The organism is Melioribacteraceae bacterium 4301-Me, assembly GCA_041538185.1.
Taxonomy (GTDB): domain Bacteria; phylum Bacteroidota; class Ignavibacteria; order Ignavibacteriales; family Melioribacteraceae; genus Pyranulibacter; species Pyranulibacter aquaticus.
This window is the reverse complement of the sequence record JBGORM010000002.1, coordinates 389,744-409,080: the sequence shown is the minus strand read 5'-3', so window position 1 is coordinate 409,080 and position 19,337 is coordinate 389,744. Positions and strand designations below refer to the sequence as shown.

The 19,337-nt window shown below is 32.3% G+C and carries 19 protein-coding genes; 6 read left to right on the top strand and 13 right to left on the bottom strand.

Annotated features, from left to right (window positions below):
- Positions 1 to 54 precede the first annotated feature (54 nt).
- Genes ABRY23_05215 through ABRY23_05190 form a run of 6 tightly spaced genes read left to right on the top strand, consistent with a single transcriptional unit; the run spans position 55 to position 5,608 of the window.
- Complete coding sequence (locus tag ABRY23_05215; GenBank protein MFA3782448.1) at positions 55 to 1,614, top strand: M20/M25/M40 family metallo-hydrolase; 1,560 nt, start codon at positions 55 to 57, stop codon at positions 1,612 to 1,614.
- Between the two features lie 4 nt (positions 1,615 to 1,618).
- On the top strand, positions 1,619 to 2,953 hold the full coding sequence (locus ABRY23_05210) for an MFS transporter (GenBank protein MFA3782447.1): 1,335 nt from the start codon (positions 1,619 to 1,621) through the stop codon (positions 2,951 to 2,953).
- A gap of 55 nt (positions 2,954 to 3,008) precedes the next feature.
- Positions 3,009 to 3,548, top strand: coding sequence for an outer membrane protein (locus tag ABRY23_05205; GenBank protein ID MFA3782446.1), 540 nt, complete (start codon positions 3,009 to 3,011; stop codon positions 3,546 to 3,548).
- A 2-nt stretch (positions 3,549 to 3,550) separates the two neighbouring features.
- Complete coding sequence (locus tag ABRY23_05200) at positions 3,551 to 3,988, top strand: hypothetical protein (protein MFA3782445.1); 438 nt, start codon at positions 3,551 to 3,553, stop codon at positions 3,986 to 3,988.
- Positions 3,989 to 3,997: 9 nt separating this feature from the next.
- On the top strand, positions 3,998 to 4,447 hold the full coding sequence (locus ABRY23_05195; protein ID MFA3782444.1) for a YhcH/YjgK/YiaL family protein: 450 nt from the start codon (positions 3,998 to 4,000) through the stop codon (positions 4,445 to 4,447).
- Positions 4,448 to 4,465: 18 nt separating this feature from the next.
- The gene (locus ABRY23_05190) at positions 4,466 to 5,608 is read left to right on the top strand and encodes a hypothetical protein (protein ID MFA3782443.1); all 1,143 of its coding nucleotides are present in this window, start codon (positions 4,466 to 4,468) and stop codon (positions 5,606 to 5,608) included.
- Positions 5,609 to 6,481: 873 nt separating this feature from the next.
- On the opposite strand, the gene ABRY23_05185 is transcribed toward ABRY23_05190, so the two are convergent.
- From ABRY23_05185 to ABRY23_05125, 13 genes are all read right to left on the bottom strand, one after another.
- The gene (locus tag ABRY23_05185) at positions 6,482 to 6,889 is read right to left on the bottom strand and encodes a cobalamin B12-binding domain-containing protein (GenBank protein ID MFA3782442.1); all 408 of its coding nucleotides are present in this window, start codon (positions 6,887 to 6,889) and stop codon (positions 6,482 to 6,484) included.
- Between the two features lie 73 nt (positions 6,890 to 6,962).
- Complete coding sequence (gene kdsB, locus ABRY23_05180; GenBank protein MFA3782441.1) at positions 6,963 to 7,742, bottom strand: 3-deoxy-manno-octulosonate cytidylyltransferase; 780 nt, start codon at positions 7,740 to 7,742, stop codon at positions 6,963 to 6,965.
- 10 nt (positions 7,743 to 7,752) lie between these two features.
- Positions 7,753 to 8,046, bottom strand: a complete 294-nt coding sequence (gatC, locus tag ABRY23_05175; GenBank protein MFA3782440.1) for an Asp-tRNA(Asn)/Glu-tRNA(Gln) amidotransferase subunit GatC — start codon at positions 8,044 to 8,046, stop codon at positions 7,753 to 7,755.
- Positions 8,047 to 8,079: 33 nt separating this feature from the next.
- On the bottom strand, positions 8,080 to 9,384 hold the full coding sequence (locus ABRY23_05170; GenBank protein MFA3782439.1) for a VWA domain-containing protein: 1,305 nt from the start codon (positions 9,382 to 9,384) through the stop codon (positions 8,080 to 8,082).
- 341 nt (positions 9,385 to 9,725) lie between these two features.
- Positions 9,726 to 10,826, bottom strand: coding sequence for a M48 family metallopeptidase (locus tag ABRY23_05165; GenBank protein MFA3782438.1), 1,101 nt, complete (start codon positions 10,824 to 10,826; stop codon positions 9,726 to 9,728).
- A gap of 59 nt (positions 10,827 to 10,885) precedes the next feature.
- Positions 10,886 to 11,230 carry a hypothetical protein gene (locus ABRY23_05160; protein ID MFA3782437.1) on the bottom strand — a complete coding sequence of 115 codons (345 nt, stop codon included), beginning with the start codon at positions 11,228 to 11,230 and terminating at the stop codon, positions 10,886 to 10,888.
- Between the two features lie 819 nt (positions 11,231 to 12,049).
- The gene (locus ABRY23_05155; protein ID MFA3782436.1) at positions 12,050 to 12,823 is read right to left on the bottom strand and encodes a tetratricopeptide repeat protein; all 774 of its coding nucleotides are present in this window, start codon (positions 12,821 to 12,823) and stop codon (positions 12,050 to 12,052) included.
- The gene (locus ABRY23_05150; GenBank protein MFA3782435.1) at positions 12,820 to 14,661 is read right to left on the bottom strand and encodes a BatD family protein; all 1,842 of its coding nucleotides are present in this window, start codon (positions 14,659 to 14,661) and stop codon (positions 12,820 to 12,822) included. The genes ABRY23_05155 and ABRY23_05150 overlap by 4 nt, the downstream gene beginning before the upstream one ends.
- Positions 14,662 to 14,681: 20 nt before the next feature.
- A complete protein-coding gene (locus ABRY23_05145) occupies positions 14,682 to 15,416 on the bottom strand; it encodes a tetratricopeptide repeat protein (GenBank protein ID MFA3782434.1) in 735 nt (244 codons plus the stop codon).
- A gap of 5 nt (positions 15,417 to 15,421) precedes the next feature.
- The gene (locus ABRY23_05140; GenBank protein MFA3782433.1) at positions 15,422 to 16,462 is read right to left on the bottom strand and encodes a VWA domain-containing protein; all 1,041 of its coding nucleotides are present in this window, start codon (positions 16,460 to 16,462) and stop codon (positions 15,422 to 15,424) included.
- A 5-nt stretch (positions 16,463 to 16,467) separates the two neighbouring features.
- Positions 16,468 to 17,451: a VWA domain-containing protein gene (locus ABRY23_05135; protein ID MFA3782432.1), complete on the bottom strand. Its 984-nt coding sequence runs from the start codon at positions 17,449 to 17,451 to the stop codon at positions 16,468 to 16,470.
- A 1-nt stretch (position 17,452) separates the two neighbouring features.
- Positions 17,453 to 18,403 carry a hypothetical protein gene (locus ABRY23_05130; protein ID MFA3782431.1) on the bottom strand — a complete coding sequence of 317 codons (951 nt, stop codon included), beginning with the start codon at positions 18,401 to 18,403 and terminating at the stop codon, positions 17,453 to 17,455.
- Positions 18,397 to 19,272 (bottom strand): DUF58 domain-containing protein, encoded by an 876-nt coding sequence (locus ABRY23_05125; GenBank protein MFA3782430.1) that lies wholly within the window; start codon positions 19,270 to 19,272, stop codon positions 18,397 to 18,399. The genes ABRY23_05130 and ABRY23_05125 overlap by 7 nt, the downstream gene beginning before the upstream one ends.
- Between the last annotated feature and the right edge of the window lie 65 nt (positions 19,273 to 19,337).

Genomic DNA, 19,337 nt, shown 5'->3' with positions numbered 1-19,337 from the left:
TAAATATAAAACAACACAATTAACTAAATATCAACACTTAGAAAGGGAAGGCAAATGCAGAAAAAAACTATTTTCAGTCTTTTTATCGTATTGATATTTTCCTTCACTACTTTTTCTCAGCAGAAAGTAGACTTAAATGTCATCCAGCAAATTCGTCACGAAGGCTTGGAAAATTCCAAAGTAATGGAGATTCTCAGTTACTTAACTGACGTTTACGGGCCACGTCTTGCAAATTCACCTTCATTTTTTAAAGCTGCAAACTGGACAGTTGAAAAATTAAAAGAATATGGCTTAAAGAACGCGCATCTTGAGCCATTTGGTACCTTTGGTCGCGGGTGGGAATTTAATAAATTTTATATGGCAATGACCGAACCCACTTACATGCCAATAATTGGTTACCCAAAAGCATGGACAGGCAGCACTAACGGCTTAATCAAAGGAAGCCCTATACTCATTAAAATAGAAAAAGCAGAAGACATCGAACAATATAAAGGTAAATTAAAAGACGCTATTGTGCTCACGCAGCCCGAACAGACTATAGAAGAAACTTTTAAACCTGATGCAACAAGAAGAACCGAGACAGAATTAGCTGAACTAGCAAAAGCTCCAGAGCCAAGCAATAAATCATCTTTTGCAGATAGATTCAGACAATTTAGAGAAAGAAGAATGTTGATGCAAAAAATTAACGAATTCCTTGTTTCAGAAGGCGTTAAACTTGTAATTGAACCTTCAAGAGGTATGGATGGTACTGTATTTGTACAAAGTGGCGGCTCCTATAATAATATGAACGAAACTTCTTTGCCGCAGGTTGTAATTTCAACTGAACAGTATAATCGAATTGTAAGAATATTAGAAAAAAATATACCAGTAGAAATTGAAGCTGAAATTCAAACTAAATTTTATAACCAAGATTCAACTGGTTATAATATAATTGCTGAAATACCTGGTACAGATAAGAACCTAAAAGACCAAATTGTAATGCTGGGCGGACATTTTGATTCATGGCATTCTGGAACTGGAGCAACTGACAACGCAGCTGGGTGTGCCGTAGCTATTGAAGCAGTTAGAATATTAGAAAAACTTGGTCTTAAACCAAAGCGAACAATTAGAATTGCTTTATGGGACGGCGAAGAAGAAGGTTTAATTGGTTCAAGGGCTTACGTTAAAAATCATTTTTTTGATATAGAAACAAAAGAGAAAAAACCAGAATACGATAACTTTTTTGTTTACTTCAACTACGACAACGGCTCAGGCAAAATTAGAGGAATTTATTTACAAGGCAATGATGCCGCACGACCAATATTTGAAGAATGGTTCAAACCGTTTAACGATTTAGGTGCTTCAACAGTTACTATAAGAAATACAGGCAGCACAGACCATGTTTCGTTTGATGCTGTAGGTTTGCCTGGATTTCAATTCATTCAAGACGAATTAGCTTATGGCACTCGTACTCATCATTCAAATATGGATGTATATGACCACTGCAGTGCTGGCGATTTAATGCAGTCTGCTGTAATTATGGCCTCATTTATTTATAATGCTTCTGTTATGGATGGAAAATTTCCAAGAAAATACTTTAACCCTAATGAAGTGAGTTTAAGACGGGGATTCTAATTTATTGAGCAAAAGAATTAACAGAACCTCGGGTTTCAGTTTATCTGCCGCATGGCGGGCATTAAAGTACAGAAATTATAAACTGTTCTTTGGCGGTCAAATAATTTCTTTGACGGGCACATGGACACAACAAATTGCGATGAGTTGGTTAGTCTATCGATTAACCAACTCAGCTTTTATGCTTGGACTCATCAGTTTTGCAAGCCAAATTCCATCACTAATTCTTTCTCCTTTTGCAGGTATTATTGTAGATAAACTAAATCGACACAAAATCTTAATTACAACTCAATCACTTGCTATGCTTCAGGCTTTTCTATTAGTATTTCTATTAATTACATCTACAGTGGAAGTTTGGCATTTAATAGTACTTAATCTTTTCCTTGGCATTGTTAATGGATTCGATACCCCAGCTCGTCAAGCTTTTGTGGTCGAAATGATTGAAAATAAAGAAGACCTTGGGAACGCAATCGCTCTTAATTCTATGATGTTTAATGCTGCTAGATTGTTCGGACCATCGGTAGCCGGAATTCTTTTAGCTGAAACAAGCGAGACGATTTGCTTCCTTATAAATGGAATTAGCTTTTTCGCTGTAATTGCAGCTCTTCTTGCCATGAAAATTGATTATTCAAAAGTCATTAAAACACAAAAAAATGTTTTAGAAGGACTTAAAGAGGGTTTCAAATATACTTTTAGTTTTACTCCAACTAAGTATTTAATACTACTTGTTGCATTAGTAAGCTTAACAGGAATGCCTTATGTTGTACTAATGCCTGTTTTTGCAAAAAACATTTTACATGGCGGGCCAAATACACTTGGGTTTTTAATGGGCTCCATAGGTGCTGGCGCTTTATTAGGGGCTCTCCTTCTTGCTTCAAAGAAATCTGTGCTGGGACTGGGAAGAATTGTACTTTATACAACATTTTCTTTTGGTGTTACGCTAATTGCTTTTTCGTTTTCAAGGTCATTAATTCTTTCAATGTTTTTTTTAATATTAACCGGCATGTCAATGATAATTAGAGGTGCTTCGAGCAACACAATAATTCAAACCATTATTGATGACGATAAACGAGGCAGAGTAATGAGCTTTTACACAATGGCATTTATGGGTATGATGCCATTTGGCAGCTTGCTGTTCGGAATTTTAGCTTCTAAATTTGGTGCTCCTACAACTTTAGTATTTGGAGGAATTTCGTGTATACTTGGCTCACTACTTTTTGCGTTAAAACTGCCTAAGTTACGAAAAGCTATTAGACCCATATACTCAAAACTTGGTATTTTACCTGAACTTGCGGAAGGCTTGCAAACAACAACAAATTTGCGCGTACCACCACAAAATTAATCTGCTTCCTAAAAATAAATTTTTTAAATTTCCTCATAAAATGTTTGGGTGCTATATGAAAAAGTTATCAATCATTATTTTATTTATTATTACTTGTGGAGCAATTAATTATGCCCAATCAATTGGGATTGGACCACAAATTGGATATTACAAATCTCAAGATGCAGATAATCCTTCTGCAATGTTAGGTGTGGCTTTACGAGTTAAATTGACCAACAGTCTTGGGATTGAGGGTTCTATAAATTACAAAAAAGAAGAATTTGCTAATGGAAATGTTAAAACAACCAGCTACCCTCTTATGGCAACAGCCTTGATTTACTTCATTCCTATCGTTTATGGTACTGCTGGTGCAGGATGGTACAATGTAAAATATGAATATTCTGCTTCATATAAACAGAATGGCCTTAGAGATGAAACAACTCAAAAATTTGGTTATCACTTTGGCGGAGGAGTTGAACTGCCATTTGGAAATGTAACGCTTATAGGCGATATTCGTTATGTTTTTCTCAATCTTAAGTTAGATAATCTTCCAGTTAAAGAATCCTTAAAAAGCAATTTTTATGTTATAACAGCTGGAATTCTTTTCAAAATTTAAATATGATTTCAGTCAGCATTGTTCAAATAATTCTTTTTATTTATTACAGCTTAACCAAGCTTGTTGATCTTTATCCATTCAACAACATACGTGAATTCTCATGGAAAGAGAGATTTATTGATCCTGCTTATAAAGGCATCTTATTATTTATACCTCCCTTTGCTTACACTTTTAACATTAAATTAATAATGCTTGCTTCACTGTTCATTTATGTTATTATTCTAATATATGAAATTAAAAAATGGTGGATTCCATATTTGTTTAAACCAAGTGAAAATTGGTTAAGAAAATACGATAGAATTTATAAAGACACCGTTACATTCCTGCCGCCCATAAAAGACAATCCAATTCCAACACTAGAAAAAGTAATATTTCATTTGTTTGTTATTGCTACTTTTGCATTAAGTTTATTCTGTTATTTAAGTCAATTTAATAAATAGGAAAACAAAATGATTTTTGATCAAATTGAAAATGCCCATCTTTATTTTCCTCTCGGTGAAAAAATTCGACAAGGGCTATCATATTTAATTGAAACAGATTTCTCAAAAATCAGCAAAGGTAAATACCCAATTGATGGCGACGACGTATTTGCACTTGTAGATCAATATAATTCTAAACCTTTAAGTGCTGGCAAATGGGAAGCCCACAAAAGATATATTGACATTCAGTATGTAATAAATGGTGTAGAAAATATAGGCTTCGGTAAAATTAAAGATATGAAAATAATTGAAGAGTATAACACAGAAAAAGATATAATGTTCTTAGAAGGAAAAGGAAATTTTGTAAAAGTTAAAGAGGGTCATTTTGTAATATTATTTCCCGATGATATTCACATGCCGGGTATTTCAGTTGATGACCCCGCTACAGTTAAAAAAGTTGTTATTAAAGTAAAATTTTAATTTAACTGCAACAAAGAAATGCATATTCAGCACACAACATTAAAATTGTTTTTTATTTTATCGATTATTGCACAAATATTATTGAATTCATGTAATCTTCGAGATGTAGTTACTCCACCAACTGGAAACACAAGAAGTTACTATTTAGGCTTTACTCCTTTCCCTTATGATGTAACTGCTGGTTCACTTGATACTGTCTACTTAAAAATTAAAAATGATGCCGATATTATCTCCCATCATTTTGATGATGGTATTCCATGGCAAGAATCGTTATACGGAGAAAACTACAGCACATATATTATTAACGATTGGCAGACACGAAAAGCAAAAACACCTCCAGGCGCTAAAATTATTGTTTCTGTAACACCCATAAATTTTAATCGTAACGGATTAGCTTTGTACAAATCGAGTTCAAGCAATCAGCCTCTTGCTTATCCATGGAATACCTATACATTCAACAATATACAAGTAGAAAATGCTTACTTAAATTATTGCAGACGCATCATACGGTTTTTTAATCCTGATTATTTAGTTATTGGGATTGAGGTCAACCTGTTAATTAATTCTGACCCAACATTAAATCTGTGGAATTCATACTTACAATTACATCAATATGTCTACTCAAAGCTGAAATCTGAATACCCCAGTCTACCTATTATGGTATCATTATCTGGAATGGATTTATTGCAAGATTATTCTTCTAACTATCAACTTCAGCAAATTGGCTTAGATCAAATAATGCAATATTCGGATTACTTTGCAATTTCGTTATATCCATTTTTAAGTTCTCTATCAACAAACGAAATGCCTTCTAATTTATTTGACCTGTTATTTTCACTGGAAAATAAGCCTATTTGCATTACGGAGACTGGATACCCTGCTCAAACTACTTCATTATATAATGGTTCAATTGTACTTAATGGTACTCAGCAAAAACAAAATGATTACTTCAATAAACTTTTTAGTGCTGCAGATAAATATAATTTAATCTTCATTATAAATTTTGTAATACAAGATTACGATAAATTATGGAAAGCACTTGGGTCCCCAGAGGATATAAGTAAAGCGTGGCGTGATACAGGCTTATACGATGAGAATGGAAATGCAAGGTTAGCCTACGAAACTTGGAATAATAAATTAAGTATTAGTGTGCAATTTTAACTGAAAAGAAAAAGATTTTTTAAATCCATGAGCTAAATTTTCGGATTTTTTTAGTCACTTTTCTAAGGCGACTCAATCTAAATGCTGACTTGCTTTTTTTCTATCGAAAATAAACTTTTATTAGCATCAGTGTTAATCAACAGATCTTCGTTTTTGTAGCTTCTCCTTACTCCAACTTACGCAGTTGAACATAGAAAAATTAACTATGTTCTTGCGTATAAAAGGAAAGTACAAACTTGCCAACCGCACATGGGCTTGTTTTTTGTAAGGTGTGCTTATCCTCTACAAGTGCAGCTGAAGAATTCTATATGTTATTATTAGGATTGCATTTTTGGTTTAACAAAGAAATTCATAACAGAATAAGAAATTACTTCATCGCGAACGAAGTGAGTGAAGCAATCTCAAGCAAAAAAGTAAAATAATGAATTCTTTGCAACGGGAGATTACTTCCTTCCGATAAAAGACATCGGGATTTGCAAAGACAATAGAAAGAGATTTCTTGTAAAGGCAGTGTCTTTTTTATTTGACATCTGATGAGAACGGATGATTCAAATGATGTAGGATTAAGGTTCACTCAACCAATCTTGCTTTAAGCTGACAAAGTAAGTCAAAATTCGCAATGGCTGTTAAAGTGATAGTTAATCTAAAAGATATTAAAAACAAAGATAATCAAAACAAAAGCAGCAAGAATTAAGTAAGAAGGATAATCTGTAAACAACAGAAGTAAATGTTGAGTTTATAAACTAAGTGGTAAAAGTCAACACTAAAAAGTAGAATTCGATTTCAAATTAATCTTCCGCTCAAAAATAGAAAAGTTCGAACAAACTATAAATTTAAGTACAAAAAAGACTACTTCATACTATGGAAAGCCAACTAATTTTTGGGATGTTTTTCAACCCAGTCTTTTAAGTACTTAATTATTTCTGTGGTAGAGGTGCCTGGGGTAAAAAGTTCTCCTACGCCAATAGATTTTAATTTTTGCAAATCATCCTCTGGAATAATGCCTCCGCCAAATAATAATACATCGTTCAAGTTTCTGTTTTTCATCAGCTCAAGAACTTTAGGAAAGATTGTCATATGGGCACCTGAAAGGATGCTAATACCAATTGCATCCACATCTTCTTGAATTGCAGCTTCAACGATCATTTCTGGTGTTTGACGTAAGCCTGTATAAATCACCTCCATACCAGCATCTCGCAAAGCAGCAGCTACTACTTTTGCACCTCTATCATGCCCATCTAATCCAGCTTTTGCAATTAACACTCTGATTTTTCGTTCCATAGCTTTATTAATATAATTTCACTTTTATTGCAAAAATAACACCTCTATTCTGAAAAGACAATTGAACACCGGCCTATTTTGCTTTAGTCATCTTCTCATTTGGTTTAATATATTTTTCATAATATTTACGTGCTATCTCTAAATCTTTTGGGGTATCAACTGAAATACTTTCAAGCTCTGTTACAACAATCTTTATTTTAAACCCATTTTCAAGCATTCTAAGTTGTTCTAAGTGCTCAATTTTTTCAAGGTCAGTTTGTTTTAACGAAGTGAATTTTAATAAATATTCTTTTCTGTAGGCGTATAAACCGATATGTTTATAAATTTCTGCTGAACCAATTCGGTCCAAATTAGTTCTTGCATCTCTAACAAAAGGAATTGGTGCTCTTGAAAAATAAAGTGCAAAGTTATGGTAATCAAATACAACCTTTACAACTGAGGGCGATTTTAATTCTTCAACTGAAGTAATTCTTTTTGCAAGAGTAGAGACATTCACTTTTCGGTCAAAAAGTAACGGTTCAATTGCTTGGTCTATCATCCTAGGTTGAATAAAAGGTTCATCACCTTGTATGTTTACAACTATTTCTGCGTCTTTAAGTTTTTCTGCTACAAAGGCTATTCTATCGGACCCGGTTGAAATATCTTTAGGTGTTAAATAAACTTCAGCGCCAAAGCTTTTTGCAACTTCATATAGCTTCTCGTCGTCAACAGCTATAACAACTTTATCCAGCAGTTTAGATTTTTTTGCATTTAAATATGTATGCTGAATCATCGGCTTGCCACCTATATCCGCTAATGGTTTCCCCATTAATCGGGTAGAACCAAACCTGGCAGGTATTATTCCGATTATCATTTTATACTTATCATTCCTTTGAAATTACTTTTGGTACACGAAAATAAACATCCGTTCTGTCAGGTGCATTTTTTAATGCTTCTTCGGTAGGAATTGATTCAACCAATTTATCTTCTCTAAAAACATTTTCATTCGAGATTGGATTTAATAAAGGCTCTACGTTAGTCGTGTCTAATTCGTTTAACTTATCCATATAGTCAAGTATTTTGTTCATGTCTTTCGTTAAACTCTTGAGCTCTTCTTCGCTGAACCGAAGCTTTGCAAGCTTTGCTATTTTTTCAACGTCAGTTAAAGTTACAGGCATTGTTAACCTTCCCTTAAATTTATTAAGTAAAACTTATTTGTTAAGCACTATAGCTTTTGAAGAAAAATCATTACTGTTATACGTTGCAATTAATGTAGAACTTTCTCCAGAATAGTTATTATTCTTTATTTTGATATACAATGTATGTTCCTTATTGCCTCTTTTAGGACTTTGATATGTAAGCAAATAAAAGCTGTTAGCATAATTTAAAACTTTATTCTGAATATCAATAAATTCCTTCTCTAAATCGTTCAAGTCAGCAGCTCTAAAAAAACCTCCAGTTCCTATTCTAGTTAAAACTTCAGGGTTCAGCTCGCTGCCAACTCCAACGGTAAAAACAATCTTGTTACTAATTGAATTTAATGCTTCGGCTAAAGTGTGAGAACCTTGTGTATCTTTACCGTCTGTAAATATTACCATACATCCTTGAGAAATACTATCTCTTTGATAGGAATCCTTCCACAATGAAGCACCCTTTATAACGGAACCATACAAATCTGTTGTGGAAAATCCTAATTGATAATTGTTAAGTGCATTTAATAAAACGGTAGTATCTGAAGTAAAATCTTGTAGTTTATATTGACTTTCAGAAAAAGAATAAATAGAAACAAGTTGGTTTTTCAATAAATTGTTAATCAAACTATGTACACTCATACGAACAGTTTCTATGCTGTCCTTTAAGCTAGTACTGTTATCAAGCATTAAAACGGTATAAATATTATAAGGAATTTGTTCTCTCTTTTTTATGTTTAACTCAGATTCAGAAATGGATATGGGCTCGCCGTCTTCATAGACTTCAAAATCACTTTCAGTTAGATTTGTAATTCCTTTCCCGCTCAAATCAATTACCTGAAACAAAATTTTGACTGTATTAGGGGGCATTGTAGTTACGTCATAATTTACAAAAGCATACCCATTTAATTGACTTATATTTTTAGCAATAGTAGTAAAATTCCAAACTGGTCCTTCTACTTCTGAACCTGAAATTGTTTTAGCAACAACTTTCCAGTAATATTTTGTATCATACTGCAAGCCTGTTAGAAGTAATTTTTTTGCTGTTGTATCTTTGGCAATTAATATATTGGGAGGGTTTTTTCTATCGAAATAAACATCAAATTTATCTGCTGCAGACTCCCATTTCAGGTTAACTACTAGCAACTCCTCAGTCGAATTGTTAGCTGGTGATGGGCTTTGTGGAATTAGATTATTCGTCAAAACTGGTGCGCTGGGAGAAGCGTTTTTATCAAAACTGCATGAACCTATTAACAATAAAATAACAATCGCTAATCCCAATTGCAGCTTAGTTAAAATTATCCCACCTAATTTGTTTTTATTCACAAATAAATATCTCTTAGTTCAATACAAATATAATGATAAAATTAATATTAATAATTCCACTAAAATATATGGGATTGACTATTAAGAACGAAAAAAGTCTTTAAGATTTATGAGATAGAAAGCCAAGTTTTAACATAAATAACATATAAGATAAATCTCATTCCTAATAAAAATAATAGATATTTAGCCAAAAGAAATTTGCATTAACAAGAACAAAAATAATCTTATAAGATCATTTTGGCTTTTTTTCAAAATTTTTATCATAAAATCTAACCCGCCTTTCACGAAGTGATGGATTCCCATTTTATTAACCTGCCAGCAGGCTAGTGGAAAATTTGGGTTTAACTAAGCTTTTGTATATGCTTTTCACGTTTTTTAATTGAAGGGTGACTGTAAAAAAACCATTCCACAAAAGGATGGGGTTCACGATCAGCTAAATTTTGATTAGTTAACTTATTTAATGTATTTAAAAAGGCTTCCTTTTTCTTTGTAACAAGCACAGCATATTCATCTGCTTGATATTCAAATTTTCTTGAGATATAATTTGAAATTGGAGTTTCGATAAGTGCAATTAACATACCCCACAATGCAATTACTGGTAGTGCTGATATCTGTGTAATAGAGCTAAAGCCAAACCATGCTATAGAAATTTGATACAACTCAGCAAGTAAAAATAAAGTTACAAAACTAAAGAATGTTCCTATTGCAATGTTCTTAATGATATGCTTGTGTTTATAATGACCTAGCTCGTGAGCAATGACAGTTTCAATTTCGTCACTTGAATAATTATTAAGTAAAGTATCTCCGAGCAATACTCTCTTGGTTTTTCCAAGTCCACTAAACGCTGCATTAGCCTTTTTAGTATTTTTACTCATATTAAATTGATACACATTTTTAACATCAAGTCCACTTTGCTTTGAAAGCTCTTTAATTCTTTTTTCTACATCATTATTGTTAATAGGTGTAACCTTATAAAAAAGAGGGAGAATTAAAATTGGTACTACTTGAGCAAGTATAACCGAGACAAAAAACAAAATCACAGCAAACGGAAGCCACCATAGATTTCCAAACGTATTTAATATAAAATAAAACAGTAAGAGGAGCGGCAGACCTATAAGTCCACCCACAAGAGCGCTTTTAAAATTTTCCCAAATCCATTGATAAAAAGTTTGATTAGACAATCCGTACTTGTGCTCCAAATAAAATCCTGTATAATAACTAAACGGAGAAAAAATCAAGTTAACTACAATGCCGGTAATTACAATAAACACAAGAAAAACCAAATAATTATTCTGAAAATAAATTCGTATTGAATTCTCTAAGTACTTACTCCATCCTAATTTGATAAAAAGAAAAAGCAAAATAAAAGAAAGAATAGCTTCGGTAATACCTACGACAAGTTTTATATTATTGTATTTTTTAGCATTAATATTATTGTCCATCGTTACTAAGAAAAAAAATTAGCAGGTATTAATTAATATTAGTGAATACAAAAATTTTATTAAGTATTCTTCAAAAAGTCATCGATAAAAATCTCTTTTTCTAAAATATACTTCCTCTGGTGTTTTTTGTTTAAATAAGGACACTCTAAAGATTTATTTAAACGTTCGTTAAGGTATGGATATTCATTCATAAAAGGACAATCTTGCTTTTCGTAATTAAAATTTTCAATTCGATATTGCATATATGGACAAACTAAAGAGTCGCTATCTCCCCAACCAATTTGATTTAAGTAAGGGCATTTATTAAACCTGTGTTTATTGCTGTGCAGCTCATTAGATGTTGGTACTGCACCAAGAAAAAGAATTAACAATAATATCGCACTGCCAATTATTTTCTTCTTCATAAGTTCAACCTTTCTTAAATGTGATATGTTTTTAATAAAATAAATCTATTTCAAGATACAAAAACTTTATTCAAAACCGAAAGACTAAGTCCAAATTTTTAATAAACTTGCCATATCTGTCCAATATATTTTTTATTTCGTCCCTAAAGGGACTTAATCTATTTCTTTGTTCTTTATCCTATAAATATTTTGTCCTGACTGGACAATAAAGCCTTGATTATGCATAAACCAATGTAATCCCTTTAGGGATTATATAGTTATAGAATAAATAAATATCAAACTAAAGTTAAAAGTCCCGTAGGGACGAGATAGGGATTGATTTACAAGACAAGTAGAATAGTCCAAAATCATGAAGTTTTCTAAATTTATTTGGTAATTCATCCCTTCGGGATTTGATTTCAAAATTATTTTGGACAGCAGTGAAATTTGCCTTTGAACTGGCAAACAGCAGTTAATGTTAATTAAACTGCTTATTAAATAACAAATAAAAATCTTAGGAAAATTTATTGCGTAATTACACATACCATCAATTGAGTGCAGTCTTAAATCTTCGTAAGAATTGTTATTGCAGTCACTTTAAACAATAAAGCAATAAGGCTAATCACTCTGAGTATTGGAAGGATCAACCATTCACGGCGTGCTAATAATGTTAATTACTTCTTACGTTTAAGGCTTAGTTACCTCAAAGCGGCGAATCATTATAACACCATATCCTTTTTTAATCTTAATAACATGGTAAAGAAAAAATAAACATTTTTAGCTTATTGAAAAACTCGCCCACAGAAATAGGTCTAAAACCAATAACACTGAATCTTTGGATTAAATTTTTCCAAAAGAATTATCTGGCAACCATCCTATTTTACCATCATTAAGTTTAATTTCAGACCAGCCGTTGACGTGGTCTAAAAGCTGAAATTTTATGCCTTCATGAATAAGAAATGCATCACTACTTTTTTCGTCTGGTGCTATCTTAGCAGTAATAGAAGGTTCAATTAAAACTGCGTAGTTAGATGAAGTTTCCCGGTTTATACGTGCTATAAAGACAATTAAGACAATAATTAGCAACGCAAGAATTATTGAGCCGCTAAAAAATGAAGCTCTTTGCAATCTGAAATTTTTTGAAAGCAGATAAACCGCAACAGATGATAAAAAAGCAATAAATACAATTATTAATAAAACTGATAGAGCGTTAATTGAAAGGGAGGTTATTAAAATTTCCCACCATTGGGCAAAGAACAGCTTAGGCAATTCTTGTATTTTATCTACAGTTCTCGAATTAGCAATTTTTAAATTGTATTGAATATCCTCATCATCAGGTTTTAATTTTAATCCTTTTTCATAGTATAAGATTGCAAGCCCTAATTTATTAGCTCTAAAATAAGCATTAGCTAAGTTGTAGTATAATGGTGCACTTTCATAACCCTTGTTCAAAATTTCAGAATACATATTAATTGCCTGCTCGTAATCACCTTTTTGGTACAAATCGTTGCCCTGCTTCATCAATTGTTCGACTGATTGCGAATAAACTGCACTTACTGAAAAAATTACAAAGAAGAAAAAAATTAAAATCTTATAAGAGAATTTAAGAATCATTTTTTTCTTCTCCTCTGTTCAATTGAATTTTCAAGATTTACAATTAACTTAACAGACTCGTTGTACACATCTAAAATATTATCCATGTTATTCACAGGAGCAAAACGAGCTAATTCACATTTTTCAGCTAAGGATTTTGTCTTTTCAATGTAAACTTGGTCAATATTCATTTCGGCAAGTTTATTTAAGGCAAGGTCAAGGGTAAACTCAGATTTTTGAATATTTAATTTATCTTCCAAGTAACCAAATAAAGCTTGTGATAATTCACTGTAGAAATTTTTTATATCATTATTATCCAATGCTTTTTTTGCAATTCTAAGCCTTTGTTTAGCAGATTTCTCTGCTTTTTGAAAACGAAGCAAAGCAAGGTTACTCGATATTTTTTCTCTTCTTTTTACAAATCCAATTACACCAATAAAAGTAATTATGGGAACAATCACTCCAGCCCAAAACCAATTTTTTATAATTGATGTTTCTTCTTTAGGTTTTAAATTAAAATCAGAAGTTTTTATATATCGTATATCTTCGCTCAAAAGCTTAATATCCTCCTTCGACAAACCTGGCGAAATTGAAGTATATTCTCCTGCAGCTTTTGTAACATTAATTTTAAAGGATGAGGTAGTCAGCGTAACATACCTTTTAGTTGTTGGGTTAAAATAAGAAAACTCAATTGGAGGAATTTCTTTTTCACCGGGAGTACGTGGAATAATCAAATAGTCGTATATTTTTTGTCCGCTAATAGTCTTAGTACGATTAATATTTTCAATTACCTTAGGGTCATACTTTTCAAAACCAGCAGGTAAAATTAACTGCGGGAGGTTAAGCAATTTAAAATTACCTGTCCCGCTTACTACAATTCTCAATGTAAATCCTTCATTGGTTTGAACGTTATTTTTGTCAACACTTGCCTTAAGTGAAAAATTACCTACCGCGCCATTGAAAGATTTAGGGACATTTTCCGATGGGAGGGGATCTACCTGTATTTCTACTGTATTGGATTTCGCCTCGTAGTTCACGGTTTGCGTCGTGCCAAAAAAAGAGTCGTTAAAAAAGTCATCAAAAAAATTGTTGCCTCTGCTTTTTTTTCTAACAATCACAGGTATATTTAGTTCAAAGGGAGTTACTTTTAGTTTGCCGGTTTTAGACGGAAAGAGCGCTACTTCTTTAAGTTTTGCTACACGGTATCTCTCACCATTGTACATACCCACATCAAAATTTATGGTATTAGGCATATCAATTTCCTCTGCCCAAAAACCCTCATAAGTAGGCAGCTTAGCAATCTGAGGCGATGAAATATTTAATCGTGTATAAAGTTTATATGTTACTGTAACTTGTTCGCCCAGATATGCTCTTTTTTTATCTACTTCTGCGACAATAAATAAATTTTTAGCAATTTCATTTGTAGATATCCCAGTATCGTTGGAAGTGCGATTTGGTTGAGTAGTGCCTTTAATTACTTTTACTTTTAATGGGTTGGTAAAATAATTTTTGCCTTTATAAGATACAGTAGCTTGTCCTATCTCAAATTCTCCCACAGATGATGGAGTTAAAATATATGAATAAGTAACAGATGCAGAAGAAGTCCCATTAATAAATTGCATGCTCGTTGATTGATTAGGTCCTGAAAGAATTTTAAAATTAGAAAAAGCAGGCGGTTTGAAATTGCTTATACCATTAATATCGGAAGCACTAAACGTAAAATCTACTTGAAAAGTTTCGTTCTCGCCTACTGTGGTTCTGTCAACTGATGCAGTAAATTGTTGTGCTTTAAGCTGAACAATTAAAGCAAACCAAAAGAAAAGGTATAAGAACTTTGCTATTTTATTTTTTTCTTTCATAGAGTTTTCTTGTTTCCAAATTACCAATCTTTATCGGTCTTTATAGGTTTACCTTGATTTCTCTTAAGCTGTTTTTGTATTTCAGCCTCATTATTTTTAAGTGCATTTAAAATTCTTTCAGCTTCTTCTTTAGATATTTGATTCTTTGATTGACCTTGTGAGTTTTGTTTATTCTGTTGATTCTGGTGTTGATTTTGCTGCTGATCATTCCTTTGGTCTTTGTTTTGTTTATTGTTATCGTTTTTCTGGTTCTGTTGATTTTGCTTTTGGTTATTATTTTTGTTTTGGTTTTTGTTGTCATTCTTATTTTGGTTCTGTTGCTGTCTTAACTTGCTTAATGCGTATGATAGATTATATTTTGTATCATAGTCGTTGGGATTAAGTTTAAGTGAATTTTTATAAGCCTCGATACTCTCGTTTAATTTATCATTTTTTAACAAAGCATTTCCAAGGTTATGAAACGCTTTAGCTTTTTCGTCTTTATCTTTTGCTAAACTTAAGGCATTTTTAAATTGCTGAGCTGCCTCATCATAGCGACCTTGTTTGTAAAGCGCATCGCCCAAATTAAAATAACCCTTAAATAACTTTGAATCTTTTTCTAAAGATTTCCTAAAATTTACCTCAGCGTCAGAATATTTTTTTTGACTGTAGAGTTCAACTCCCTGATTATTTAGCGACCTTATACTTTGTGCATTAATATTAATCAAAAAGAAAAACAAAAGAATACAGGCGATATTTATTTCTCTTAACAACATAGTTCTTATTTTTTTTCACTTATACTTTCTAATCTTGCAAAAAGTTTTGACTTATTTAACGGAATAAAAAATTCAACAATAAGAATTAATAAAGCTAAAAAAAGTAAATAATAAAAACGGTCTTCATAATCAGTGATTTTTTTTGTACCGTATTCACTCTTCTCAATATTTGAAAGATCTTTGTAAATTTTATCAAGCTCATCTTGATTATTGGAGCCCAGATAAAATTTACCATTACCTTTCTGAGCAATTTCCTGCAGTATTGATTGGTCAAGTTTGGTCAATACAATATTACCTTGAGCGTCTTTCTTGTAACCTATTTGATTTCCCGAAGAATCGTAAATTGGTATAGGTACACCGGTCGGCGAGCCGAAGCCAATAGTATAAATCATAATATCTTTTGATACAGCCTCATCGACTGCTTTATCAATATCGCCTTCGTGGTCTTCACCGTCAGTTATAACAATAATTGCTTTCTTTGTTTGGTCATTATAATTAAATGATTTTGTTGCAAGTTCAATTGCAGATGCTATAGCTGTACCGGGTTGCGGAACGCTATTAGTATTAACTGCAGATAAAAATAAATTTGCAGCTGAATAATCAGAAGTCAACGGAAACTGTACATACGCCTGCCCAGCAAAAATTATTAAGCCTATCCTGTCGCCGTTTAGTTTTTGCATTAGCTGAGATATTTCATATTTAGCTTTTTCTAATCGGTTTGGTTTTACATCTTCAGCTGTCATACTTAATGAAACATCGAGACAAATATAAACATCAATGCCAACTTGTTTCACGTCTTCTATTTTAGTACCAATTTGCGGGTTAGCAAAAGCAAATATAAGAAGCGAGAAAGCAAAAAGCGTCAAAAAGAATTTAAGATGGGATTTAAAAATACTTCTATTAGGGAATAAAATTTTATGGAGTTTTTCACCGATAAAGAAAGAAAGCATTTTATTTTGCTTCGTAAATGTAAGCCAATACAAGCCAATCATTATTGGCAGCAAAAGAAAAAGGTAAAGAAATTCAGGATGAGCAAATCGAAACATATTACTTAAGGTAATTTTCTTAAATAAGTTCTATTTAAAACAAATTCAAAAAATAAAAGAATAATAGCAGCACCAACCCAGTTATAGAACAATTCGGTTGCATGTCTATAAGAAGTAACCTCAACTTTTGTTTTTTCAAGTTTATCAATAGACGAATAAATCTCTTTCAATTTTTGATTATTAGTAGCTCGGAAATATTTGCCACCTGTTATCGAGGCAATTTGCTGCAACAAGTTTTCATCAATTTCTACTGGCACCATTTGGTATCGTATACCAAAAGGTGTTTGAAATGGATAAGGTGCTTCGCCCATTGTACCAACACCTATTGTATAAATCCTAATACCAAATTTTGCGGCAATTTGAGCTGCAGTGATAGGGTCAACTTCGCCCGCATTATTAACACCGTCAGTTAATAATATCATAACTTTACTTTTGGCTTTGCTATCTTTAAGTCTATTTACCCCGTTTGCAATTGCATTACCTATAGCTGTACCATCTTCAATCATACCAGTATGAATTTGTTTTAATAAATTTCTTAAAACTGTGTAATCAATAGTTAAAGGGCATTGAGTAAAACTATCACGCGCAAAAACAACAAGACCAATTCTATCCGACACTCTTCCTTCAATAAAATCGTCTATTACATTTTTTGCGGCTTCTACGCGGTTAGGTTTAAAATCTTCAGCAAGCATACTGCCAGAAATATCAAGCAGCATTACTATATCTATTCCTTCAGTAAAAATATTTTGTCCTGACGAGAATGTTTGTGGCCTTGCCAATGCTACTATTAAAAAACCAAGAGAAAGCGTTCTTAAAACAGCTGGTACATGTTTTAGTTTTTCCTTTGTAGTTGGTTTAAGCTCCTTAAAAATTTCTAATGATGAAAAAGTTAAATCTGGAGTAATGCTATTTTTCTTTTTCCAATAATAATAGAAAATAATCGGTAATAAAATTAAAAGATAGAGAAATACAGGATATGCAAAGCTCACATTATTGAACATTTTTTATCACCAGGTTATTTTCTTCGACTGATACAGGAATTGTATTTTTTACTATTTCGTAAGCTTGTTTCATCATTTCTTCGTTAATTGATGGCATGGGTTGAAATTTAGCAAACTTCACCATATCAGCATTAGTTAAAAACTCTTTAGTTTTATTATAAATTACTTCTGCTTCTTTTATTTTGCTCAGTTCAGCCAACAATTCTGATGAAGGCTGTTCCATTGCCAGTATACCAAAGCGGGCTTCAAAGTAACGTCTTATTATCTCAGTTATTTCGCTGTGATATTCTTTTATTAATCCTTGCTGCCAAAGCTTTCTATCCTCTAAACTGCGCAAAGCTGAAATCGCAATCTCGTGTGGCGGCACTGATACTACTGATGTTGCTGTTGCCCTGCTTAATTTCCTTTTTCTATAATATCTGTAGCCAAAGAATAACGCGGCTAGCAAAAGTAATAAAACAATAATAAGAGTAACTATTAATAAAATATTCAACTTAATTTTAAGCGGGGCTTTTACGTCTTTAATATCTTCATTTTGCTTTACAGGTAAAGTATGAACTATGAATGAAACAGAATTAGTAACTAAGTATTTTTTGGAGGTGTCGCTTCCTTCAGTATAAAAAATTTTAATAGGAGGAATGGTTACTTTACCCGAATCATACTTTGAAAAAACAAAAACATATTTTTCAACAATTTGATTATTACTTTCCTCTGAATAAGTGGGCTTTTGTTCTATAAAATCGACACCTTTAAGTGAATCGACGAAATTCGGCACAAAAATTTTTACATTTTTCCCCCGAACAATATCGATATGATAATTAATGTAATCACCAACATTATAATTTGATGTATCCGAATAAGCGCTAACGCGAATCGACTGTGCACTAACAATATAAGAATAGAACAGAAGGAGAAGTAAGACTCGTAAAATCTTCACCATCTTCTCTCTCTCATTTTAAAAAAATCCACTAAAGGCTTTACATACGAAGAGGAAGTATTAATTTCGATAGAATCCAGGTTACTTGATAAAAACAATGCCTTTCTGTTCTGTTCGCGTTGTTTATTTACTTGCTTGAACCATTTAATAACATCCTCTGAAGTTGTATCTATATACCTAATTTCACCTGTCTCTGCATCTCGGAATTTTACTAAGCCTACTTTGGGTAGTTCTTTTTCTCTTCTATCGTCTAATACTATCCCAATTAAATCATGCTTTTCACCAACAATCTTTAAAATTTTTTCATATCCCAAATCAATAAAGTCTGATATTAAAAAAACTATTGAGCGTTTTTTAACAGCGTGATTAAAATATTCAAGAGCAGTTTTTATGCTCGTTTTGTTGCCTGTAGGCATAAAAGACAAAACTTCTCTTATTATTCTAAGAACGTGGCTTCTACCCTTTCTTGGCGGGACAAATTTTTCAATTTGATTTGTAAATAAAATCAGTCCTACCTTATCATTATTTTTTAGAGCGGAGAAAGCAAGAATAGCGCTAAGTTCGGCGGCAATTTGTTGTTTTGTTTTTTCGACGCTACCAAATGAAAGAGATCCGCTCATATCAACAAGAAGCATAACAGTAAGCTCTCTTTCTTCTTCAAAGATTTTTACATATGGATGCCCAAATCTAGCCGTAACATTCCAGTCTATGCTTCTAATATCATCTCCAACTTGATATTCTCTAACTTCAGAAAACTCCATACCCCTTCCCTTAAATACCGAATGGTACTCACCGGAAAAAACCTCATTGACTAAACCCCTGGTTCGAATTTCAATTTGTCGAACCTGCTTTAACAATTCTTTTGTAAGCATACCTTATAAGTAAATTTTAATTATGTTGCAGTCTTTCACTCGAAGAGATGATAAGACTTCAAAAT